Origin of the sequence: uncultured Citricoccus sp. (assembly GCF_937871995.1) — a bacterium.
In the GTDB taxonomy this organism is placed as follows: domain Bacteria; phylum Actinomycetota; class Actinomycetes; order Actinomycetales; family Micrococcaceae; genus Citricoccus.
On the sequence record NZ_CALMQR010000058.1, the window covers coordinates 40,795 to 62,239 of the forward strand.

Sequence of the window (21,445 nt, forward strand, 5' to 3'; positions counted from 1 at the left end):
CGGGGGCGTGCCATGACCGAGCGCAAGCGGTACCGGCCACGGCCGGAGCGGACCGTCGTCGCCGTCCCCCTGCGCCTGGACATGCCCGGTTTCCGGTACCGCAAGTGGGGGGCCGAGCAGTACTGCAAGGCCGGTGACTGGCTCGTGGACGACGACGGGGACATCCGCACCGTGGACGCGGACGTCTTCGCGGCCACCTACCGCAGGGTCGGTCACGGCCAGTACCGCAAGATCACGCCCGTGTGGGTCGAGCGCGCCGAGGAGGAGGGCAGCGTCGAGACCAAGGAGGGCTGGACGCACTTCGGGCGGGGGGACTATGTGGTGTCCAACAACGCGGACGGCACCGACGCCTACGCGATGAACCCGGAGACGCTCGAGTCCCTCTACGAACCCGACGACGAGGACTAGGGGCCGGCGCACGCGAGAGGCCCTCGTCCCGCACTGCGGGACGAGGGCCTCTCCGGTGAAGCTCCCCCGACTGGACTCGAACCAGTAACCCTTCGATTAACAGTCGAATGCTCTGCCAATTGAGCTACGGGGGACCGTTGGCCTGCGGTCCACCCCGGGGGATGAACAGCCGGACAGCGGGATCCACTGTACCCAAGTTCCGCGCGAGAACGAAATCGGCGTTCCCGGAGGCTGCTCTTCGCTAGAGTCCCCCCGTGAACACCACCCCCTTGTCGCCGCTGCGGCGCTGGCTGCTGCTGGCCACGGTGAGTGCCGGGGTCATGCTGATCACCCTGGACAACACGATCCTCTACACGGCGTTGCCGACGCTGACCGAGGAGCTCGGGGCGAGCGCATCGGAGTCGCTGTGGATCCTCAACGCCTATCCGCTGGTGATGTGCGGGCTGCTGCTGGGCGCCGGCACGCTGGGGGACCGGTACGGCCACCGCAGGCTGTTCCTCCTCGGCCTCGTCGTCTTCGGCGCGGCCTCGGTGGTGGCGGCCTTCGCGCCGGCCGTGGGCGTGCTCATCGCCGCCCGTGCCCTGCTGGCCGTGGGTGCGGCCTGCATGATGCCGGCCACCCTGGCCCTGATCCGCATCGGCTTCGACGACGTCCGCGAACGCAACCTCGCCGTCGCGGTGTGGGGTGCCATCTCCGTCGTCGCCGCGGCGATGGGTCCCATCGTCGGCGGGGTGCTGCTGGAGGCGTTCTGGTGGGGGTCGGTCTTCCTCATCAACGTCCCCGTGGTGCTGGTCGCCCTGGTGCTCACCCCGTGGGTGGCCCCGCGTCCCCGGCCGGACCGCTCCACCCGGTGGGACGCGCCGTCCTCCGTGGACGCGATGCTCACCCTCACCGGCACGGTCTTCGCCATCAAGGAGGCGACCGGCCCGGACCCCTCCTGGCCGCGGTTCGCGGCGGCCGTGGGGGTCGGTCTCGTCGGCGGCTGGCTCTTCGTTAGGCGCCAGCGGCGCCTCGAGCATCCGGTGCTGGACTTCGCGGTGTTCCGTAACCGGGCCTTCAGCGCCGGGGTCATCGCGGCCGCGTGCTCGATGTTCGTCATCGGCGGGGTCCAGCTGGTCACCACCCAGCGCTACCAGCTCGTGGCCGGCTTCACCCCGCTGCAGTCCGGCCTGCTGGTGGCGACGATGGCCCTGGGCTCCCTGCCGGCCTCGCTCGCCGGCGGTGCCACCCTGCACCGCCTCGGCCTGCGGGTCCTCGTCGCGGGCGGTCTGGGGCTGGCCGCGCTCGGCCTGGTGATCGCCCGGCTCGGGGGTGTCGGGCCGCTCGGGCTGTTCGTGGCCGGGCTCGTCGTCACCGGCGTCGGGATGGGGCTGACCATGTCCGTCGCCTCCACCGCCATCATCGGCAACGTCCCCGCCCGGCAGGCCGGGATGGCCTCCTCGGTGGAGGAGGTCTCCTACGAGTTCGGCAACCTGCTCGCCGTCGCCCTGCTCGGCAGCCTCGCCACCGGGCTGTACGCCCGGTTCGTCCGGTTGCCCGACGACGCCCCCGCGGCCGCCGCGGACAGCCTCATCGGCGCGGTGGACGCCGCGCAGGGGGACCCCGGCATCCTCGCGGCCGCCGGGGTCGCCTACGACGCCGCCTTCCTCACCATCCTGGTCGTGGTCGCGGTCATCGTCGCCCTCACGGCCCTGGTCACCGGACGGTTGCTGCGCCACCACGGACCGGGCACGCCGGCCGGGGCCCACGAGTCCAATCACCCGCTGTGAGGACAGGCTTGCCTGCGATGACACGGGCCTGAGGGGGGTCCTACTGTGAGCATATGAAGCTCACCGCAGACCTTGAGAAGAAGTTCAACGAACAGATCACCCTCGAGTTCGAGGCCTCCCTGGTCTACCGCCAGCTGGCCATCGAGGCCGACGAGCAGGACCTGACCGGCATGGCGTCCTGGCTGCGGCACCAGGCCGACGAGGAGATCGTGCACGCCCACAAGTTCATCGACCACGTGGTGGACCGGGGCAACCACGCCTCGATCGGCGCCATCAACGCCCCGGCCGTGAACCCGGGCCTGTCCCCGCTGGAGATGTTCGAGGCCTCCCTGGCCCACGAGCAGCGCGTGTCCAACGCGATCCGGGACCTGTACCGCGAGACGGAGGCCGCCGGGGACCTCGACGCGCGCCCCCTGCTCAACTGGTTCGTCGACGAGCAGATCGAGGAGGAGGCCACGGTCAGCGAGATCATCGGCCGGATCCGGCTGATCGGCGACGACGGCTCCGGGCTGCTCCGGCTGGATGCCGAGCTGGGCTCGCGCTCCGGCGGGGGCGAGCACCACAGCTGAGCCGGCCTGAGACGCCGGCGGGCACGAGAAGGGCCGGCGCCGCCTGAGGGGGATGGGGCGGCGCCGGCTTCGCCCCGAACCTACGCCCTAAAGTTGAAAAGTCAAGTGACTGGCCGTTGACGTGCACGGAACGGTTTTCGCTCCGTGCCGCGGTGGTAGGTTTGACCTGCCCGGGCTGCCCGGGTGTGATGGACTTCAGGATTGCTCGTCAGGCACGGCGGCAGTCTCACCGCAGACCCACCGCAGACCCACCGCAGACCAGAGGGAAGGCACGCTCCAATGGCCCATCAGGCACCGACGCTCCCCAAGGGGTCCCCCCGCGTCTCCGACCAGACCCGTTCCAGCTCGCTGACGGAACTGGTCTCCACCGGCTTCCGCCTGCTGCCCCTGCAGCTGAAGGACGAGCTGGCCATGGTCAAGGGCCAGCTGGGCAAGAAGGGCGTCACGGCCGGGATCGGTGCCGGGCTGGCCGTCGTCGGGCTCGTCTTCCTGTTCATCATGGCCGTTGCCCTGATCGTGGCCATGATCGGCGGCTTCGCCCAGGACCGGCCGATCTGGTTCTCCGCGCTCATGGTCGCCGCCGGCGCCCTGGTCGTCGCGCTGGTCTTCCTCGGGATCGGGGCGCTGCGTATCAAGGCCGCGATGCCCCTGGTCCCCGCCGAGACCATCCAGGGCGTCAAGTACGACCTCGGATACCTCAAGGAGGGCAACGCCTTCGACCCGGCCGAGTTCGACCGGCTCGAGGCGCAGCGGGCCGAGGAGAAGCGGATCGCCCAGGCCCGGGAGGAAGAGCGCCGCAAGGCTGCCGAGGCCGAGGCCAAGGCGGCCCGCAAGCGCGGCGAGGCCCCCAAGGAGGCCACCGCCCAGGACCCGTCCTACGCCGAGCTGCGCCGCCGCACCCAGTTGCGCCGCCAGCACCTGGGGGACATCCGGTCCGGGCTCGAGGAGAAGACCGACGTCAAGGCGCAGTTCTCCAGCTTCACCTCGCAGTTCCGGGGCCGTCCGGCCCCCGCCGGCCCGGACGCCCAGGACCCCACCTCGCCGACCGCACCCCACCACACCGGTGCCCGCGCGGGACAGACCGTCCACGACGCCGGCGAGAACGTGGGCGAGTACGTGCGGGAGAAGTGGCAGCCGCTGGCGCTGCTCGGCGCCGCGTCCACCGCCATCGCCGTCTTCGCCCGCCAGCTCAAGAAGTAACCCGCTCACCACGACCGCACGGGGGTCCACGTTGCGTCTGATCGGTGCGGGGCACCGCGATGACATCGAGTACGAGGTCACCGACCGGATCTGGACCGTCCCCAACGTCATCACCATCCTCCGGTTCTGCCTGGTCCCGGTCTTCGTCTGGCTGGTGGTCTCGGAACAGTACCTGGCCGCATTCATCGTGCTCGCGGTGCTCTCCAGCACGGACTGGGTGGACGGGTACATCGCGCGGCGCTACAACCAGATCTCCACGGTCGGCCAGTGGCTGGACCCGGTGGCCGACCGGCTGTCCCTGGCCGTCGTGGCGGTCACGCTGGTGGCCACCGGCATCGCCCCCTGGTGGCTGGTGGTGTCCCTGGTCCTGCCGGACGTCGTCCTCGGCCTCACGGCGCTGGCCCTGTTCCGGGGCAGCCCCGAACTCGAGGTCACGGTCCTGGGCAAGGTCCGTACCGCGCTGCTGCTCGTGGGCACCCCCCTCCTGCTGCTGGCGCAGGTCCCCGGCCTGGCCGAGGGGCCGCTGACCGTGATCGCCACCGTGGTGCTCGTCCTCGGCTGCGTGGGCCACGTCTGCGCCGCCGTCGACTACATCGGAGGCTGCGTGCGCAAGTTCCGCCGGCTCCGCGCGGCCGGGGTGGACCCCCGCGACCGCACCCGTTGGGCGAGCGCGTGAAGTGGCTGTCCATCGCGGCCGCCCTGGCGGGAGCCTTCTGCCTGGCCCTGGGCAGCGAGCGCCAGGCCGCGGGAGTGCGTAAGCACCAGGCCTACCTGGGACTGCACCCCCGTTCGGGCCTGCTGAGGCTGTTCACCTCCGGCACCTGGCTGGCCGGCGGCGCACTGATGCTGCTGGGCATCGGCCTGAACGTCTATGCCCTGGCCACCGCGCCGCTGACCGTGGTACAGCCGATCGGGGCGATCGCCGTCGTCATCACCACCCTGCTGCATGCCCGCATCCAGCACCTCCGGCTCAACCGGGAGACGATCTGGGGGATCATCGCGTGCGTGACCGGCTCGGCGGCGTTCGTGCTGGTGGCGATCGTCGCCACCGAGGAGAACCCGGCCCCCACCGTCGACCAGGAGCGGATCGCCGCCGTGGTGGCCATCACGGCCACCGTGCTGTGCGCGGTCGCCGCCCTGGTGATGCTGCGCCGTCCCAGTGCCTTCGGCTACATCATCGGCGCCGGCGTGCTGTTCGGCTTCGTGGCGGTGTTCGTCCGGCTCGGCTCCATCCACTTCCTGCGCGGCGACGCCGGTGGGCTGCTGGGCATCCCGTGGTTCCACCTCGGGGTCATCGCCGCGGCCGGAGGGATCGGCGTCTACTTCGTGCAGAGCGCCTACCAGCACGGACCCCCGGACCTGGTGGTGGCCGGGCTGACCGTCATCGACCCCATGGTCGGCGTGCTGACCGGCATCATCGTGCTGGGCGAGCTGCAACCCGGTCTTCCCTGGTGGGTGGGTTGGTGCATGGCCGCCGCCGGTGCCATTGCTACGCTCGGAGTCGTTGTCCTCGCCCGGCACCATCCGGACGTGATCCAGCGACGCGAGCAGACAGGAGCCCCATCCACGTGACGGCATCATCGGAGCGCCCGCTCAAGGTCCTCATCGCAGCGGACACCTATCCGCCGGACGTGAACGGAGCCTCCGTGTTCTGCTTCCGCCTGGCCAGGGCCCTGCACGCCCGTGGCCACGAGGTGCACGTGATGGCGGCCCGCAACGACGCCGGACCGGACACCGTCCAGGTCAACGACGAGGCGACCGTGCACCGCCTGCAGTCCGTCAAGGCCCCCACGCACGAGTACTACCGCCTGGTCTTCCCGTGGCACGCCCGGAGGTCCATCGGGGCACTGCTGGATGAGATCCGTCCGGATGTGGTGCACGTGCAGTGCCACTACATGATCGGCGAGGCCGCCATCAACGAGGCCGAGAAGCGGCGGATCCGCACCATCTCGACCAACCACTTCATGCCGGAGAACCTGGAGCCCTTCCTGCCGTTCCCGCAGTGGTTCCGGGACATCGTCTCGAAGAACTCCTGGCGGGACATGGGCCGGCTGATGCGCAAGACGGCCGCCGTCACCACGCCCACCGGGCTGGCCGCCAGGACCATGTCCGAGCATGCCGGCCTGGACCACGTCCTGCCGATCTCCAACGGCATCGACTCCGCCGCCTATGAGCGCGCCCCGGGGGAGACCGTGGAGCGTCCCGGCCACCCGGTGGTGCTGTTCGTGGGCAGGCTGGCCGTGGAGAAGAACGTGGACGTGCTGATCCGCGCCATCGGCCTGCTGGACCCGCAGCTCGACGCCCACCTCGAGGTGGTCGGCGACGGCGAGCAGCGCGGCCCGCTGCGGGCCCTGGTGGAGGAGCTGGGGCTGGGGGAGCGGGTGCACTTCCTCGGCCACGTCTCCGACGCCGAGCTGCACACCGCCTACCTGCGCGCCGACGTCTTCTGCCAGCCGGGGACCGCGGAACTGCAGTCGCTGGTCTCCCTCGAGGCCATGAGCGCCTCCAAGCCGGTGGTGCTGGCGGACGCCCTGGCGCTGCCCCACCTGGTCACCGACGGGGACAACGGATACCTCTTCGCCCCCGGCGACCCCCAGGACCTGGCCGAGAAGCTGACGGCCGTGCTGACCGCCTGTGACGACGAGCTGGCCCGGATGGGGCGGGCCTCCCACGACCGTGCGGTGCGGCACTCGCAGGACAAGACCATCGACCTGTTCGAGATGCTCTACCGGGGGGCCACCCCCGAAGAGGTCCGCGCCCTGCTCTGACGGCCGGCCCGGACGCAGGGGCGCTCACCAGCAGGTGCCGGCAGCCGCCGCCGGAGCCTAGGATCACACCGTGGAGTGGTGGCTCGCGACCGACTCGGAATGGGCCCGCCAGATCGTCCAGCGCGGGGTGGCGGTCCTGTACCTCATCGCGTTCTGGTCCACCCTCAACCAGTTCCGGGCCCTGCTGGGCGAGCACGGCCTGCTGCCCGCCACGGCGGTCCTGGCCGCCGGCCGGCAGCGTGGCCCCACGGTCTTCCGCCGCTGGGGCTACACGGACCGCCGCCTGGTGGGGGTCGCCGTGGTGGGCATGGTGCTGGCCGCCGGGCTCGTGGCCGGGATCCCGCAGTCCGGACCGCCCTGGGTGCCGCTGGCAGGGTTCCTCGTGCTGTACGGGCTGTACATGTCGATCGTGAACATCGGGCAGGTGTTCTACGGCTTCGGCTGGGAGATGCTCCTGCTCGAGGCCGGGGTGATGGCCGGGTTGCTCGGCTCCGACCGGACGGCTCCGCTGCTGCCGGTGATCCTGCTGGTCGCCTGGCTGGTGTTCCGGCTGGAATTCGGTGCCGGGATGATCAAGCTGCGCGGCGGGGCCGAGTGGCGGGACCTCACCGCGATGGACTACCACCACCAGACCCAGCCGATGCCCAACCCGCTCAGCCGCCAGGCCCACCTGAAGCCACGCTGGTGGCACCGCTGCGAGGTCATCGGCAACCACGGGACCCAGCTGGCGATGCCGTTCCTGATGTTCCTGCCGCAACCGGTCGCCTCCATCGGCGCCGCCGTGATCGTCTTCACCCAGTTGTGGCTCGTGGCCACGGGGAACTATGCGTGGCTGAACTGGGCGACGATCATCCTGGCCTGCGGTGCCCTGGGTGACCGGGCGATCCATGCCGTGATCCCCGCGCTGCCGGAGGACCTGGGCACGGTGGCGGACCCGCCGCCGTACTGGACCGTGATCGTGCTGGCAGCGTGTGTGGGGATCGCCGTGGCCTCCGTCCCGGCGCTGCGGAACCTGTTCTCGTCCCGGCAGCTAATGAACGCGTCCTTCAACCGCTGGCAGATCGGCAATGCCTACGGGGCGTTCGGCACGGTGACGAGGACCAGGGTCGAGGTGGTCATCGAGGGAACGGAGGAGGGCACCGAGGACGCACCGCCCCCCGAGGACCGTTGGCTGGCCTACGAGTTCAAGGGCAAGCCCGGGGACCTGAGGCGCCGTCCGCGGCAGTTCGCCCCGTACCACCTGCGCCTGGACTGGATGATGTGGTTCCTGCCGCTGTCCGGGATCCACCAGCGCTGGTTCCTCACCCTGCTGGCGCGGCTGCTGGCCGCCGACGCCGCCACGCTGCGGCTGCTGCGGCACGACCCCTTCGCCGGCCGCCGGCCCTCCCTCATCCGCGTGCGGACGTTCCGGTATCGCTTCGCCACGCGCGCCGAACGCCGCGCAGACGGCTCCTACTGGGTGCGCGAGGGGGGCCGGACCGTGATCGGGCCCGTCGCCGCCCGTGGGTGAGCAGTGACCGGTGAGCCGGAGCGCCCCGGGGCCGGAGCGCCGCTAGGATGGGTCCCTGTGCGACCGGCATCCCCGGTCCGCGGGGCGTTAGCTCAGTTGGTCAGAGCAGGGGACTCATAATCCCTGGGTCGCGGGTTCAAGTCCCGCACGCCCTACCTCAGTCGAAGCGGCCGGCCTGCGGGAGCATGTTGGCCGGGCTGTAGTCCAGGTCCGTGAGCGTCACGCCCGAGGTGGGGTTGCGGGCGTGGGCGATCTTGCCGCCCTCCACGACGATCGCCACGTGGTAGACGCCGGAACTCGAGCCGTTGTTGGACCAGTACACGAGGTCTCCGGGCTTGGCGCGGGAGAGCGGGACCTTCGAGTCCGCGGCGGTGTACTGCGACTTCGAGCTCCGTGGCAGGGACGCCCCCCCGGCCGAGAAGGCACCGGTGGTGAACCCGGAGCAGTCGAACGCGTACGGCCCGTTGCCGCCGTACTGGTAGTAGGTCTTGGTGCTCTTCGCCTTGGTCGTGGCCCAGTTCACGGCCTTGGCCTTCCAGGTCGCCACCGTGGACGAGGCCCGGGTCTCGTCCAGGGGCCGCAGGGCGGGCGTCACCACGTTGCCGCGGCCCTTGAGGGCGCCGGCTGCCTCGTACAGGAACGACGCGGTCTCGGCGCGGGTGATGTCATTGCCGGGCCGGAAGGTGCCGTCGCCGTAGCCCGAGGTGATGCCCCGCGTCCGGAGCCAGGCAGAGGCGACGGAGAACGCCGCGCCCGGGCGCATGTCACGGAACGATGCCCCGCCGGCGGCCGGCTCGTCGGCCAGCCGGTGCAGGAAGGCGGCCAGTTCACCGCGCGTCACCGGCTGGTTCGGCCGGAAGGTACGGTCCTGGTAGCCGACGGAGATCCCATCCTGGGCGAACCAGGTGATGGCCTGGTAGTTGGCCCCGCCGGGGTTCACGTCGGTGAAGTAGCGCGCGGTGGACTTGGGGTGCGACGGCGTGACCTGTCGGTACAGGAAGGCCGCGACCTCCCCGCGGGTGACGGCCTTGTTCTTGCGGAAGGTGTTGTCCGCGTAGCCCACCGAGATCTTCTCGCAGGCCATCCACGAGATGGCCTGGTAGAACCCGGACCCGCGCGGGGCGTCCGCGAAGTCGGCGCGCCCGCAGGACTGGCCGGCCGAGGCCGGGTCGGCCGTGGCCACGGATCCGGCCAGGGACGCGGTGGCGACGACGGCCGCGGTCGCCACGGCGGCGACGGCCGCGGTCAGGCGGGTGCGTGCGGACCGGTGCTGACCGGACCGGCTGTGGGATGTAGGCACAGGTGTCCCCTAGCTGGATGCGAGCGATGTTTTCTTGTCCACCGCGAGGACGATGAGTCCAGGGAAGCGCGCGTGGTGCCCGGTGCGGGGCGATGGATAACTCCAAGTGATCCGGCGAATGTCTGCCTGACCGTGACCTACTGTAACTGAGTGTTATCTGTTCGTCACCTGCGAGTTATGGGACCGTGATGAGGCGCCGGGCATCCTTTCTGGCGGTAGCGTGGAGCCCGTGCCAGACCCCGCGACCGCCGATGTTCCCGATCCCGTGGACGTGCCCTCGGGTGTTCCGGCGGACGAGGCCGGCCGGAACCGTCCGCTGCGCCTGTTCATGGACGCGCGGTACACCCGCACCGACTTCCATGACGGCATCTCCCGCTACGGCGCGAGCCTGATCGAGGCCTGCGCCCCGCTCGCCGAGGTCACCATGGTCATCTCGGACGAGGCCCAGCTCGCCCTGCTCCCCGGGGGCGTCCCCTGGGTGCGGGCCGCGGACCCGACGTCCCCGGCCGAGCCGTTCATCGCGCGTCAGCTGAACCGGCACCGGCCCGACGTGGTGTTCTCCCCGATGCAGACGATGGGCTCGGCCGGCCGGGAGTACGGGCTGATCCTCACCCTGCACGACCTCATCTACTACCGGCACCGCACTCCGCCGGCCGACCTGCCGGCCCCGGTCCGATTGCTGTGGCGCGCCTTCCACCTGGCGTACTGGCCCCAGCGGCTGGTGCTCGACCGGGCCGATGCCGTCGCCACGGTCTCCCACACGAGCCGCCGGCTGATGCGGCGGCACCGGCTCACCAGCCGTGAGATCCGGATCATCGGCAACGCCCCGCAGGCCGTGCCCGCCCCCCGCGATCCGGAGGCGAGGCCCGAGCGGTCCCTGGTCTACATGGGCTCGTTCATGGACTACAAGAACGTCGAGACGCTCATCCGCGGCCTCGCCGGCCTGCCCGGGTACCGTCTGCACCTGCTGTCCAGGATCTCGGCGGCCCGAGAGGCGGAACTGCGCCAGGTCGCGGCGGATGCGCGGGTACCCGCCGAGGCCCTGGTCTTCCACCGGGGGACCACGGACGAGGAGTACGTGCGCCTGCTGCGCTCGGCCACGGCCCTGGTCACCCTGTCCCGCTCCGAGGGCTACGGTCTCCCCGTGGCCGAGGCGATGGCCCAGGGCACTCCCGTGGTGGTCTCCGACCTCGAGATCTTCCGGGAGATCGGCGGGCCCGACGGCGGCGCCGCGCGGTTCGTGCCCCTCGGGCCCGCCGGGGAGGCGGCGGGCTCGGGCGCCGATGACTCCCCGTCCCTCCTGGCGGGCCGGATCAGGGAACTCGAGGACCCGGCGGTGTTCGCGGCGGCCTCCCGCGCGGCGGTCGACCAGGCCGGCACGTTCTCCTGGGAGACCTCCGCCCGTGCGCTGGTGGACCTGGCCACGGCGATCGCCCGCCGCCGCTCCCGAGGGACCTAGGACACCGGTGGTCCGCCCGTGACCGGCCACAGCACGGAGGGGCCGGACAGGCCCAGCAGGACCAGCGGGTCCACGTAGCGGTCCCACGTGGCGCCCTGCACGGTCCAGCCGTCGGGAATACGGACGCCCCAGTGCACGCACTCGACCGGGCAATGTCCCACGCCACCCTGGACGGAGCCCACCGGCTCGCCGGCGCCGATGCGATCGCCGACCGCCAGCCCCGGCGCCAGGTCGACCGGTTCGAGGCTGGAGAGCATCCCGTCCGGATGGGCCACGGTGACCACGGAGCGGCCGGCTACCGGTCCCGCGAACCGGATGGTGCCCGCACCCGGGGCCAGGACGCCGCCGTCCGGACTCGCCCAGTCCACGCCGCGGTGCCCCGACGACCACGGGGCCGCGGGCGGATCGAAGGGGCGGAGCACCGCCGAGGCCCCCCTGGCGGGGGAGGGCGCCGACCAGTCGCCGGGGCCACCGGGACCGGCCTCCGCCGCGGACGGGGCGAGCAGCGCCAGGGCCGCCACCGCGGCGGCGGGCACCGCCATCGGGCAGGGGGTGATGCTGCGGACGGCGCGTCTGGGGCGGGGCAGGTGCGGTGACATGGCCACCACGCTCCCGCGCCGCCGTCGGGTCCGCCACCGGCCGGTGGCGCGGGTGGGGAGGGCATCGCCCCGCCGGTGTGCTGTGGAGTCCCGGTTCGGACCACGGAACGGGCTGGGGTAAGATTGACCCAGCAGTTGTGTGCCTGCCCGGGAGGGATCCCGATCAGGACCCGCGACTGACTACGCGCATGACTGATGCCGGCCACGCGGAGTCCGCTCCGCCCATGGCACGGCAGGTCCCCACCATCGGTCCCGGCGAGCACGTGCGTGCGCTGCCGGGTCAGCGTCGGGGGCGCCGGGTTCGCCCGCAGCCCATGCCAGGGACCGGACCACCACGGCCGGTCGACAACCGACAACCCCTCTAAGGAGCGACATGCCTGTCGTGACCATGCGCCAGCTGCTCGATTCCGGTGTCCACTTCGGACACCAGACCCGCCGCTGGAACCCCAAGATGAAGCGCTTCATCTTCACCGAGCGCAACGGCATCTACATCATCGACCTGCAGCAGTCCCTGTCCTACATCGACCGGGCCTTCGAGTTCGTCAAGGAGACGGTGGCCCACGGTGGCTCCATCCTCTTCGTCGGCACCAAGAAGCAGGGCCAGGAGGCCATCGCCGAGCAGGCCACCCGCGTGGGCATGCCCTACGTGAACCACCGCTGGCTCGGCGGCATGCTGACCAACTTCTCCACGGTCTCCAAGCGCGTGCAGCGCATGAAGGAGCTCGAGGAGATCGACTTCGAGGACGTCGCCGGTTCGGGCCACACCAAGAAGGAACTGCTCCTGCTGCAGCGCGAGCTGACCAAGCTCGAGTCCAACCTGGGCGGTATCCGCAACATGACCCGGACCCCGTCCGCCGTCTGGATCGTGGACACCAAGAAGGAGCACCTGGCCGTGGACGAGGCCCAGAAGCTGGGCATCCCGGTCGTGGCCATCCTGGACACCAACTGCGACCCGGACGAGGTCACCTACCCGATCCCGGGCAACGACGACGCCATCCGCTCCGTCAACCTGCTGACCCGCGTGATCGCCGACGCCGTGGCCGAGGGCCTCATCGCCCGCAACCAGGGCAAGTCCGGCTCCCAGGGCGCCGAGGAGCCCATGGCCGAGTGGGAGCGCGAACTGCTCGAGCAGCACAACGCCCAGCAGGCCGAGGCCGCCGACCAGTCCGCGCCGGCCACCGACCAGTCCGCGCCGGCCACCGAGCAGGCCGCAGAGCAGGACGTCGAGACCGCGGAGGCACCTGCTGCCGAGGCCGCAGAGGCACCCGAGGCCACCGAGGCGCCCGCCGCCGAGGCACCCGAGGCCACCGAGGCCAACTGATCCACCACCGGCCGGTCCCGTACGGGGCCGGCCGGTGTCTGCCCGGGCCCCCCGGGCAGACACCGACAGACCACCACAACACCACTCGGGATAACCCCGCAACAGGTAAGGATGGGTACCGCATGGCGAACTACACCGCAGCTGACATCAAGGCCCTGCGCGAGCGCACCGGCGCCGGGATGATGGACGTCAAGAAGGCACTGGACGAGGCCAACGGCGACGCCGACAAGGCCATGGAGATCATCCGCGTGAAGGGCCTCAAGGGGGCCACCAAGCGCGAGGGCCGCGCGACCGCCGAGGGCCTGGTCGCCGCGACCGTCACCGCCGGCGCCGGCGTCATGATCGAGATCAACTGCGAGACCGACTTCGTGGCCAAGAACGAGAAGTTCATCGAGCTGGGCAACGTCGTCCTCGAGGCCGCCGTCTCCTCCGGCGCGACCGACCTGGACGCCCTGCTGGCCGCTCCGTACAACGGCCGGACCGTGGGGGACCACGTCACCGACGAGGGTGCCATCCTCGGCGAGAAGGTCGTCGTGCGCCGCATCGCCCGCGTGGAGGGCGCCTTCGTGGACGCCTACCTGCACAAGACGTCCAAGGACCTCCCCGCCCAGGTGGGCGTCCTGATGGCCGTCGACTCCGACTCGGACGCGGCCAAGACCGCCGCCCACGACGTCGCCGTGCACACCGCCGCCTACGCCCCGACCTACCTGTCCCGCGAGGACGTGCCGGCCGAGACCGTCGAGAACGAGCGTCGCATCGCCGATGAGACCGCCCGCGCCGAGGGCAAGCCGGAGCAGGCCCTGACCAAGATCGTCGAGGGCCGCCTGACCGGTTTCTTCAAGGAGATCGTGCTGGTGGACCAGCCGTTCGCCAAGGACCCGAAGCAGACCGTCGGCAAGGTCCTCTCCGAGGCCGGCACCGCCGTCACCGGTTTCGCCCGGTTCCGCGTCGGCAACTGACCGACCGGCACACGGCCACGGACCGCGCGCGGTAGGATCGGACCGACCGCGTCGCGGAACGACCTGGAAGGGGGTGGTCACCAGTCACTGGTGGCCACCCCCTTTGTCCTGCCCTATCCGGCACCATTCCGTCGGCGCAAGCCGCCAGCCCCGATGAGCCCAGGAGGCCCGCACATGCAGAGCACCGACCAGCGCACCACCCCGGACATCCGTGACGCGACGTCGTTCAACGAGTCCCGGGACCTGCAGCAGGCCCAGGCCGGCGACACCCACGGGGACCCGGGCCGGACCGGCAAGCGCCGCGTCCTGCTCAAGCTCTCCGGCGAGGTCTTCGGCGGCGGCAAGGTCGGCGTCGACCCGGACACCGTGCGCGGCATCGCCGACCAGATCGCCGGCGCACGCGGCCAGGTCGAGGTCGCCATCGTCGTCGGGGGAGGGAACTTCTTCCGCGGGGCCGAGCTCTCGGAGAACGGCATGGACCGGCGCCGCGCGGACTACATGGGCATGCTGGGCACCGTGATGAACTGCCTGGCCCTCCAGGACTTCCTCGAGCAGGCCGGCGTGGATACCCGCGTCCAGTCCGCCATCCACATGGAGCAGGTCGCCGAACCCTACATCCCGCTGCGGGCCATCCGGCACATGCAGAAGGGCCGCGTGGTGATCTTCGGCGCCGGCACCGGCCTGCCCTACTTCTCCACCGACACCGTCGCCGCCCAGCGGGCCCTGGAGGTCGGCGCGGACGAGGTGCTGATGGCCAAGTCCGGCGTGGACGGCGTCTACACGGCCGACCCCAAGAAGGACCCGGGGGCGCAGAAGTACGAGCACCTGACCTACGACGAGGCGCTGCTGAACGACATCCGCGTGATGGACCAGACCGCCATGACCATGTGCAAGGACAACAAGCTGTCCATGATGGTGTTCGGCATGGAGGGGGACGGCAACGTCACCCGCGCCCTGCTGGGCGAGCGGATCGGCACCACCGTCACCGTCTGAGGCCACCGGCCCCGTCCATCCCCACCGTCCCCCCCCCTCGTCCGGGCCATCCGGTGCCACCGGTGTCCTAGGATTGAGGCCACACCATCCGAACCGAGGAGACAACGTGACGCAGGAAACCCTTCAGGCCGCCGAGGAGCAGATGGAGAAGACCATCGAGGCCACGGGCGAGGACTTCGCCTCGGTCCGCACCGGACGGGCCAACCCCGGCCTGTACTCCAAGGTGATGGTCGAGTACTACGGCTCCTTCACGCCGCTGCAGCAGCTGGCCTCGTTCACCACCACCGACGCCCGGACCCTGCTGATCTCCCCCTTCGACGTCAGCGCCCTGCGGAACATCGAGAAGGCCCTGTCCGACTCGGAGATCGGCGCCAACCCGTCCAACGACGGCAAGGTCATCCGGGTCGTCATGCCGGAACTGACCGAGGAGCGCCGCAAGGAGTACGTCAAGCTGGTCAAGTCCAAGGCGGAAGAGCACAAGGTCTCGCTGCGCAACTCCCGCCGCAAGGCCAAGGAGGCCCTCGACCGGATGGTCAAGGACGGCGAGATCGGTGAGGACGAGGGGAGCCGCGCGGAGAAGGAGCTCGACGCCCTGACCCGCAAGTACACCGAGACCATCGAGGACATGGCCAAGCGCAAGGAAGCCGAGCTCCTCGAGGTCTGAGCGGCACCGCACCCGATGACGTCCGAACCCTCCGCTCCCGCCGGGCCGCGGCCGGTCCCGGACCCGGGACCACCGCAGACCCGGCGGCAGCGGCGGGAACTGGAGGCGGCCCGGGCCCGGAAGGCCAAGGCCGGCCGCAACCTCCCCGCTGCCATCACCGTCGGTGCGCTCCTGCTGGGTGGCGCTCTCGTCGGCCTGATCTGGCTGCCGGTCGTGCTGGCGATCCTCGTGGTCGCCCTGCTGCTGCTGGGCGTCACCGAGACCGCCAGTGCGATCTCCCGGCGCGGCCTGGACGTGCCCCGGATCCCGCTGTGGACCGGTGCCGTGGCGATGCCCCTGGGGGCCTTCGCCGGAGGCGCCGAGGCGCTCGTGCTGGCCCTGCTCGGCACGGTCCTGCTCATCCTGGTCTGGGCCGTCGCGGAGGACCTGCCGGCACGCGGTGAGAGCGTCCTGGTGTCCGTGTTCATCGTGATGTGGGTGCCGTTCCTGCTCTCCTTCGCCGTCGCCCTGCTGCGCCAGGAGCAGGGGAACCTCATGGTGGCCTGCATGCTGCTCATGGTGGTGGCCAATGACACGTTCGGGTACATCGTGGGGGCCTCGTTCGGCCGGCACCCGATGGCCCCGAAGGTCAGCCCCAAGAAGTCCTGGGAGGGCTTCGCCGGTTCGGTGGGCGGGTCCGTGGTGGTCGGGACCCTCGCGGTCCACTTCCTGCTGGACCACCCCTGGTGGATCGGCAGTCTGCTGGGCCTGCTGACGGTCGCCTCCGCCACCGCGGGGGACTTCGCCGAGTCCATGGTCAAGCGCGAGCTGAACATCAAGGACATGGGCTCGATGCTGCCCGGGCACGGCGGGGCCATGGACCGGCTGGACTCCCTCGTGTTCTCCGCCCCGGTCGCCTACATGGTCTTCGCGCTGCCCTTCGTCTGACCCCGGCCGTCCCGCCCTGCCCGGTCTCACCCCCTCCCGTCCCCGCTGGCTACGATGGTCTCGGCACCACGACTTTTCCGGCAGAAGGAGCGCCTCCCCGATGGACCACGGCACGCGGCAGGACACGCAGGGGCTCGCGAGGCGGGTGATGGCCTCGGCCGACCGGCAGCCCTTCGACGTCGTCCCGCCGGACACGTTCGGCTACCACCGGCGCCAGGTCGACCGGTTCATGGCCCGGGCGCGCGTGGCCTATGAGGGCGCCGGGGGCCTGCGGTCCGCGGACATCCGCCGGATCGCCTTCGACGCCGTCAAGGGTGGCTACGCCGCCGACCAGGTCGACGACGTGCTGGACCGCCTCGAGGACGCACTGGCCCAGGCCGAGCGTCAGGAGCGGATCCGCTCCGAGGGCGAGGACGCCTGGTCCGCACGGGTGCAGGGGTCGGTGGAGATCCTCCGCGGACGGTTGCAGCGACCGGACGGGGAACGCTTCCGGCGTGCGTCCCGCGCGGACGCCGCCAGCTACGACGTCGGTGGCGTCGATGCGCTGTGCCGTCGCCTGCTCGCGCGGTTCGAGGGTCAGGATCCCCTGGACGCGAACGAGGTGCGCCGGGCCGTCTTCGCCGCCGCCACGGGTGCCGAGGGATACGACGAGGCCCAGGTCGACGCCTTCCTGGACGCCTCGATCGACGTCCTGACCGTGCTGGACTAGTGCGGGGCTAACCGTCCCCCGCGCCGCCGTCGAGCAGGGACTCGACCAGCGGCACGGTCCGCCACGGGACCAGCTCGGCCATCGCCAGGGAGGTGTCCGCACGCTCCACGCCCTCGATGGCGAGGATGCGGGTGTGGATCCGGAACAGGTCCTCCGCGTTGCGCGCGGCCACCCGGGCCAAGACGTCCGCGGACCCGGTCAGGCCGTGCGCCTGGACGATCTCCGGGATCCGGGTCAGCGCCGCCGTGATCTCCGCCAGTTGCTGCTGGTGCACGTGGACCTGCACGAACGCGGTCAGCGGGTGCCCCAGGGCCGTCAGGCTGATCCGCCGTTCGAACGGGAGGAACACGTCCTCGGCGGTGAGTCGGGCCAGCCGCGCCTGCACCGTGTTGCGGGACAGCCCCAGGTACTGGGCCAGGGCCACGGTGGTGGCGTCCGGCATGTCGGACAGTGCGGCCAGGATCCGCAGGTCGGTGGTGTCCAGAGTGCGCATCATGCTCACGTTCTCACGGGTGTCGGGGGCGAAACGCGGGCAGGTTGCCCACTGCGCTGATCATATCTTGTGCACCCCTCGCAATGTGATTAGCATCACAACTCACGGCGGCCGACATCCAGGCCGCATCCACGGCGAGGGCCATCACCGACCCAGTGACGGGCCCGATCGAGGAGGACCCCCATGGGAACGGTCAGTCTGAACACCCCGCCCACCGGCATGCCGCACGTGCCCGAACCGGACCTGCACCAGGTCCTGACGCCGGAGGGCCACCGCCGTCCGGACCATGACCTGGACCCCTGGCTGGAGGACGTGACCGCGACCATGCTGGCGGGGCTGCACCGGGACATGACGGTGATCCGCCGCCTGGACACCGAGTGCACCCACCTGCAGCGCCAGGGCGAGCTGGCCCTGTGGCCGCCGCTCCTGGGGCAGGAGGCCTCCCAGGTCGGTTCCGCTGCGGCGCTGCACCGTGAGGACTACGTGTTCCCCTCCTACCGGGAGAACGGGGTGGCCTACCTGCGGGGCGTCGACCCGCTCGGACTGGTCCGGCTGTGGCGTGGTTCCACCTACGCCGGCTGGAATCCGGCCGAGACCAACCTGGCCGCCCAGCAGATCATCATCGGCGCCCAGTCCCTGCACGCCGTCGGTTACGCCATGGGCCTGCGCCGGGACCACTCCGAGGCGGCCGCGATCAGCTACTTCGGGGACGGCGCCACCAGCCAGGGCGACGTCAACGAGGCCATGGTCTTCGCCGCGAGCTACCACGTCCCGGTCGTCTTCTTCTGCCAGAACAACCACTGGGCCATCTCGGAGCCCGTCACCCTCCAGGCGAGGCGGCACATCGCCGACCGCCCCTGGGGGTTCGGCATCCCGGCCATGCGCGTGGACGGTAATGACGTGCTGGCCGTGCTGGCCGCCACCCGCCGTGCCCTGGAGCGGGCCCGCAACGGCGGCGGCCCCACCTTCATCGAGGCGGTCACCTACCGCATGGGACCGCACACCACCGCCGACGACCCGACCCGCTACCGCTCGAAGGACGAGGTCGAGGCCTGGCGGGCCAAGGACCCCATCGACCGGGTGGAGGCCCACCTGGCCGCCACCCTGACGGACTCCGACCGGGACGCCCAGGGCGGGCCCCTGACGATCGAGGTGGTCCGCGCGGCGTCGGCGGCGGCCGCGGACGAGATGGCCGCCGCCCTGCGGACCGGCCTGGCCGGGCTGGTCGACCCGGGTCCCGAGGCGCTCTTCGAGCACGTCTACGCCGAGCCCCACCACGAGCTGGCCCGCCAGCGCGAGCACTATCGGCTCTACCTGGCCCAGTTCGACGGCGAGCAGCTGGAGGCGGGGACCCGATGAGCGCGCAGGAGATCACCTTCGGCAAGGCCATCACGGCGGGCCTGCGGGCCGCCCTGGCCGAGGACGAGAAGGTCGTGCTGATGGGGGAGGACATCGGCACCCTCGGCGGCGTCTTCCGCATCACCGACGGGCTGATGCAGGAGTTCGGGCCGGACCGGGTGGTGGACACCCCGCTGGCCGAGTCCGGGATCATGGGCACCGCCGTGGGACTGGCCTACCGGGGCTACCGGCCCGTGGTGGAGATCCAGTTCGACGGTTTCGTCTACCCCTCGTTCGACCAGATCGTCTCCCAGGTCGCCAAGACGTACTACCGCACCCGCGGCGCCGTGCCGATGCCGGTGACCATCCGGATCCCCTTCGGCGGCGGCATCGGGTCTCCGGAGCACCATTCCGAGTCCCCGGAGGCGTACTTCGTGCACACCGCCGGGCTGCGCGTGGTCTCCCCGTCCACGCCGCAGGAGGGTTACGACCTGATCCGGGCGGCCATCGCCAGCAACGACCCCGTGGTCTACCTCGAGCCCAAGCGCCGCTACCACGACCGCGGGCCGGTGGACCTCTCGGCCCCGCTCCGGCCCATGGGGCCGGCCGCGGTCGCCGCCGAGGGCACGGACGTCACGCTCGTTGCCTACGGTCCCCTGGTGAAGACCTGCCTGCAGGCCGCCGAGGCCGCCGCGGCCGAGGGCATCTCGATCGACGTCATCGACCTGCGTTCGCTCTCGCCCGTGGACTACGGGCTGATCGAGGCCTCGGTGCGCCGGACCGGACGACTGGTGATCACCCACGAGGCCAGCCGGACCGGGGGCCTGGGCGCGGAGATCGCCGCCACCGTGACCGAACGCTGCTTCCACTGGCTGGAGCACGCGCCGGTACGCGTCACGGGTTTCGACATCCCCTACCCTCCGGCCAAGCTGGAGCACCACCACGTCCCGGACCTGGACCGGATCCTGGATGGCGTGGACCGGGCCCTGGGCCGGGCCAATTCCCTGGACTCGATCGACCCGTTCGCGCCACCCACGCCGCTGGCCGCCGACGGAACGGAGCGTGGCTGAGATGCTGAAGGTCTTCAACCTGCCCGACCTGGGCGAGGGGCTCACCGAGTCCGAACTGCTGGACTGGAAGGTCTCGGTCGGCGATTCCGTCACCGTCAACCAGGTGCTCGCCGAGGTGGAGACGGCCAAGGCCGTCGTCGAGCTCTCGAGTCCCTTCGAGGGCACCATCACCGCCCTGCACGGTGAACCCGGTGCGGTGGTGGCCGTGGGGGCACCCATCGTGTCCTTCGACCTGCCGGGGGAGCCCGGGCAGGACGGGCCCGACGGCGCCGCCCCCGCCCGCTCCGACGGTCGCGTGCCCACGCTGGTCGGCTACGGCGCCGCCGCCGAGGGGGCCGGGCGCCCGGCTCGCCGGGCCCGGGCCGCCCAGGCGGTCCCAGCGGGGTCGGGGGCCCCGGCGCGTCCCTCCGCCGGCACCGGCGAACGGCCCCGCGCCACCCCGCCGGTGCGCAAGCTGGCCAAGGACCTGGGGCTGGAGCTGGCGGCCGTCCCGGGCACCGGGCCCGGTGGGGCCGTGACGCGTGACGACGTGACCCGGGCCGCGGAGCCCGGCCGCACGGTGGAGCCCGGCCGCACGGTGGAGCCCGGCCGCACGGTGGAGCCCGTGCCCGCCGCCGTGCGGACCCTGGGCGGACGGCCCCGCACGGAGGAGGAGGCCATCCGCTCCGTGCGCAAGGCCACGGCCGCGGCCATGACGGCGAGCGCCTTCACCGCGCCCCACGTGACGGAGTTCCTCACGGTGGACGCCACCGAGTCCCTCGAGCTGCTGGAGTCGCTCAAGGGCCACCGGGACTTCCGTGAACTGAAGCTGACCCCGCTGACCCTGGTGGCCCGGGCAGCCTGCCTGGCCCTCGAACGCACCCCGGGACTCAATGCCCGGTGGGACGGGGAGAACGGGCGGATCATCCGGCAGAACTACGTCAACCTGGGCATCGCGGCGGCCACGCCGCGCGGACTGATGGTCCCCAACGTCAAGGACGCCCAGGCGCTGGACCTGGCCGGGCTGGCCCGCGAGGTGGCCGCACTGACCGGGGCGGCGCGCGAGGGGGCACTCACCCCGGATCAGCTGACCGGCGGGACGTTCACGCTGACGAACGTCGGGGTGTTCGGGGTGGACGCGGGGACGCCGATCATCAATCCGGGCGAGGCGGGGATCCTGGCGCTGGGCCAGGTGCGCAGGATGCCGTGGGAGCACCGCGGCGAGATCGCGCTGCGGCAGGTCCTCACGCTGTCCCTGTCCTTCGACCACCGGCTGGTGGACGGTGAACAGGGCTCACGGTTCCTGGCGGACGTGGGTGCGGTCCTGCAACAACCGGGCATGGCCCTCGCGCTGTTCTAGACGGTATGTAGTGACCGCTCCGGCGTGGAGGGGTTGCGGGCCGGGGCCTC

At 71.4% G+C, this 21,445-nt stretch carries 21 protein-coding genes and 2 tRNA genes; 19 read left to right on the forward strand and 4 right to left on the reverse strand.

Going from position 1 to position 21,445, the window contains the following annotated elements; all coding sequences use genetic code 11:
* The first annotated feature begins 12 nt into the window (after nt 1-12).
* Nucleotides 13-408, forward strand: a complete 396-nt coding sequence (locus tag Q0283_RS06550) for a hypothetical protein (RefSeq protein WP_183524192.1) — start codon at nt 13-15, stop codon at nt 406-408.
* A gap of 61 nt (nt 409-469) precedes the next feature.
* Here the strand turns inward: Q0283_RS06550 and Q0283_RS06555 are convergent.
* A tRNA-Asn gene (locus tag Q0283_RS06555) sits at nt 470-542 on the reverse strand.
* A gap of 186 nt (nt 543-728) precedes the next feature.
* Between Q0283_RS06555 and Q0283_RS06560 the strand changes: the two genes are divergently transcribed.
* The 8 genes from Q0283_RS06560 to Q0283_RS06595 all read left to right on the forward strand — a co-directional run bounded on the left by Q0283_RS06560 (nt 729) and on the right by Q0283_RS06595 (nt 8,379).
* On the forward strand, nt 729-2,177 hold the full coding sequence (locus tag Q0283_RS06560; RefSeq protein WP_183528214.1) for an MFS transporter: 1,449 nt from the start codon (nt 729-731) through the stop codon (nt 2,175-2,177).
* 53 nt (nt 2,178-2,230) lie between these two features.
* Complete coding sequence (locus Q0283_RS06565) at nt 2,231-2,746, forward strand: ferritin (RefSeq protein WP_183524195.1); 516 nt, start codon at nt 2,231-2,233, stop codon at nt 2,744-2,746.
* Nucleotides 2,747-3,025: 279 nt separating this feature from the next.
* Entirely contained in the window at nt 3,026-3,946 is a 921-nt protein-coding gene (locus Q0283_RS06570) for a phage holin family protein (RefSeq protein ID WP_183524198.1), read from the forward strand.
* A gap of 31 nt (nt 3,947-3,977) precedes the next feature.
* Complete coding sequence (locus tag Q0283_RS06575; protein WP_183524201.1) at nt 3,978-4,622, forward strand: CDP-alcohol phosphatidyltransferase family protein; 645 nt, start codon at nt 3,978-3,980, stop codon at nt 4,620-4,622.
* On the forward strand, nt 4,619-5,518 hold the full coding sequence (locus Q0283_RS06580) for a DMT family transporter (RefSeq protein WP_183524205.1): 900 nt from the start codon (nt 4,619-4,621) through the stop codon (nt 5,516-5,518). Before Q0283_RS06575 ends, Q0283_RS06580 begins: the two co-directional genes overlap by 4 nt.
* Nucleotides 5,515-6,714: a glycosyltransferase gene (locus Q0283_RS06585; RefSeq protein ID WP_183524208.1), complete on the forward strand. Its 1,200-nt coding sequence runs from the start codon at nt 5,515-5,517 to the stop codon at nt 6,712-6,714. The genes Q0283_RS06580 and Q0283_RS06585 overlap by 4 nt, the downstream gene beginning before the upstream one ends.
* Before the next feature lie 70 nt (nt 6,715-6,784).
* Entirely contained in the window at nt 6,785-8,224 is a 1,440-nt protein-coding gene (locus tag Q0283_RS06590) for a lipase maturation factor family protein (protein WP_183524211.1), read from the forward strand.
* Between the two features lie 81 nt (nt 8,225-8,305).
* Nucleotides 8,306-8,379: transfer RNA gene (locus tag Q0283_RS06595), tRNA-Ile, on the forward strand.
* 2 nt (nt 8,380-8,381) lie between these two features.
* Here Q0283_RS06595 and Q0283_RS06600 read toward each other — a convergent pair.
* Entirely contained in the window at nt 8,382-9,524 is a 1,143-nt protein-coding gene (locus Q0283_RS06600; RefSeq protein WP_183524214.1) for an S-layer homology domain-containing protein, read from the reverse strand.
* Nucleotides 9,525-9,852: 328 nt separating this feature from the next.
* Between Q0283_RS06600 and Q0283_RS06605 the strand changes: the two genes are divergently transcribed.
* Nucleotides 9,853-10,983, forward strand: a complete 1,131-nt coding sequence (locus Q0283_RS06605; protein ID WP_183528216.1) for a glycosyltransferase — start codon at nt 9,853-9,855, stop codon at nt 10,981-10,983.
* Here Q0283_RS06605 and Q0283_RS06610 read toward each other — a convergent pair.
* Nucleotides 10,980-11,582, reverse strand: a complete 603-nt coding sequence (locus Q0283_RS06610; protein WP_298043878.1) for a M23 family metallopeptidase — start codon at nt 11,580-11,582, stop codon at nt 10,980-10,982. The two genes, Q0283_RS06605 and Q0283_RS06610, sit on opposite strands and share 4 nt — an antisense overlap.
* Nucleotides 11,583-11,955: 373 nt before the next feature.
* On the opposite strand from Q0283_RS06610, the gene rpsB reads away from it, so the two are divergent.
* From rpsB to Q0283_RS06640, 6 genes are all read left to right on the forward strand, one after another.
* Nucleotides 11,956-12,903, forward strand: a complete 948-nt coding sequence (gene rpsB / locus Q0283_RS06615; protein ID WP_183524220.1) for a 30S ribosomal protein S2 — start codon at nt 11,956-11,958, stop codon at nt 12,901-12,903.
* A gap of 122 nt (nt 12,904-13,025) precedes the next feature.
* Complete coding sequence (gene tsf / locus Q0283_RS06620) at nt 13,026-13,862, forward strand: translation elongation factor Ts (protein WP_183524222.1); 837 nt, start codon at nt 13,026-13,028, stop codon at nt 13,860-13,862.
* 174 nt (nt 13,863-14,036) lie between these two features.
* Nucleotides 14,037-14,855 (forward strand): UMP kinase, encoded by an 819-nt coding sequence (gene pyrH / locus Q0283_RS06625; RefSeq protein ID WP_010142775.1) that lies wholly within the window; start codon nt 14,037-14,039, stop codon nt 14,853-14,855.
* 106 nt (nt 14,856-14,961) lie between these two features.
* Entirely contained in the window at nt 14,962-15,519 is a 558-nt protein-coding gene (frr, locus tag Q0283_RS06630; protein WP_010142774.1) for a ribosome recycling factor, read from the forward strand.
* A gap of 15 nt (nt 15,520-15,534) precedes the next feature.
* On the forward strand, nt 15,535-16,446 hold the full coding sequence (locus tag Q0283_RS06635; RefSeq protein WP_183524225.1) for a phosphatidate cytidylyltransferase: 912 nt from the start codon (nt 15,535-15,537) through the stop codon (nt 16,444-16,446).
* A 100-nt stretch (nt 16,447-16,546) separates the two neighbouring features.
* On the forward strand, nt 16,547-17,155 hold the full coding sequence (locus Q0283_RS06640; protein ID WP_010142772.1) for a DivIVA domain-containing protein: 609 nt from the start codon (nt 16,547-16,549) through the stop codon (nt 17,153-17,155).
* A 7-nt stretch (nt 17,156-17,162) separates the two neighbouring features.
* Here Q0283_RS06640 and Q0283_RS06645 read toward each other — a convergent pair whose 3' ends face one another.
* The gene (locus Q0283_RS06645; RefSeq protein ID WP_255459535.1) at nt 17,163-17,648 is read right to left on the reverse strand and encodes an Lrp/AsnC family transcriptional regulator; all 486 of its coding nucleotides are present in this window, start codon (nt 17,646-17,648) and stop codon (nt 17,163-17,165) included.
* A gap of 183 nt (nt 17,649-17,831) precedes the next feature.
* On the opposite strand from Q0283_RS06645, the gene Q0283_RS06650 reads away from it, so the two are divergent.
* Genes Q0283_RS06650 through Q0283_RS06660 form a run of 3 tightly spaced genes read left to right on the forward strand, consistent with a single transcriptional unit; the run spans nt 17,832 to nt 21,395 of the window.
* On the forward strand, nt 17,832-19,007 hold the full coding sequence (locus tag Q0283_RS06650) for a thiamine pyrophosphate-dependent dehydrogenase E1 component subunit alpha (RefSeq protein ID WP_183524230.1): 1,176 nt from the start codon (nt 17,832-17,834) through the stop codon (nt 19,005-19,007).
* The gene (locus tag Q0283_RS06655) at nt 19,004-20,056 is read left to right on the forward strand and encodes an alpha-ketoacid dehydrogenase subunit beta (RefSeq protein ID WP_010142768.1); all 1,053 of its coding nucleotides are present in this window, start codon (nt 19,004-19,006) and stop codon (nt 20,054-20,056) included. Before Q0283_RS06650 ends, Q0283_RS06655 begins: the two co-directional genes overlap by 4 nt.
* 1 nt (nt 20,057) lies before the next feature.
* Nucleotides 20,058-21,395: a dihydrolipoamide acetyltransferase family protein gene (locus Q0283_RS06660; RefSeq protein WP_298043891.1), complete on the forward strand. Its 1,338-nt coding sequence runs from the start codon at nt 20,058-20,060 to the stop codon at nt 21,393-21,395.
* Nucleotides 21,396-21,445 lie beyond the last annotated feature (50 nt).

What these genes read in the sequence shown, in the direction of transcription:
- Q0283_RS06610 (WP_298043878.1), bottom strand. Translation starts at nt 11,582, where the DNA reads ATGTCACCGCACCTGCCCCGCCCCAGACGCGCCGTCCGCAGCATCACC.
- Q0283_RS06640 (WP_010142772.1), top strand. Translation starts at nt 16,547, where the DNA reads ATGGACCACGGCACGCGGCAGGACACGCAGGGGCTCGCGAGGCGGGTG.
- Q0283_RS06565 (WP_183524195.1), top strand. Translation starts at nt 2,231, where the DNA reads ATGAAGCTCACCGCAGACCTTGAGAAGAAGTTCAACGAACAGATCACC.
- Q0283_RS06550 (WP_183524192.1), top strand. Translation starts at nt 13, where the DNA reads ATGACCGAGCGCAAGCGGTACCGGCCACGGCCGGAGCGGACCGTCGTC.
- Q0283_RS06645 (WP_255459535.1), bottom strand. Translation starts at nt 17,648, where the DNA reads ATGCGCACTCTGGACACCACCGACCTGCGGATCCTGGCCGCACTGTCC.
- Q0283_RS06605 (WP_183528216.1), top strand. Translation starts at nt 9,853, where the DNA reads ATGGACGCGCGGTACACCCGCACCGACTTCCATGACGGCATCTCCCGC.
- rpsB (WP_183524220.1), top strand. Translation starts at nt 11,956, where the DNA reads ATGCCTGTCGTGACCATGCGCCAGCTGCTCGATTCCGGTGTCCACTTC.
- Q0283_RS06560 (WP_183528214.1), top strand. Translation starts at nt 729, where the DNA reads ATGCTGATCACCCTGGACAACACGATCCTCTACACGGCGTTGCCGACG.
- tsf (WP_183524222.1), top strand. Translation starts at nt 13,026, where the DNA reads ATGGCGAACTACACCGCAGCTGACATCAAGGCCCTGCGCGAGCGCACC.
- Q0283_RS06655 (WP_010142768.1), top strand. Translation starts at nt 19,004, where the DNA reads ATGAGCGCGCAGGAGATCACCTTCGGCAAGGCCATCACGGCGGGCCTG.
- Q0283_RS06570 (WP_183524198.1), top strand. Translation starts at nt 3,026, where the DNA reads ATGGCCCATCAGGCACCGACGCTCCCCAAGGGGTCCCCCCGCGTCTCC.
- Q0283_RS06660 (WP_298043891.1), top strand. Translation starts at nt 20,058, where the DNA reads ATGCTGAAGGTCTTCAACCTGCCCGACCTGGGCGAGGGGCTCACCGAG.
- Q0283_RS06650 (WP_183524230.1), top strand. Translation starts at nt 17,832, where the DNA reads ATGGGAACGGTCAGTCTGAACACCCCGCCCACCGGCATGCCGCACGTG.
- pyrH (WP_010142775.1), top strand. Translation starts at nt 14,037, where the DNA reads ATGCAGAGCACCGACCAGCGCACCACCCCGGACATCCGTGACGCGACG.
- Q0283_RS06635 (WP_183524225.1), top strand. Translation starts at nt 15,535, where the DNA reads ATGACGTCCGAACCCTCCGCTCCCGCCGGGCCGCGGCCGGTCCCGGAC.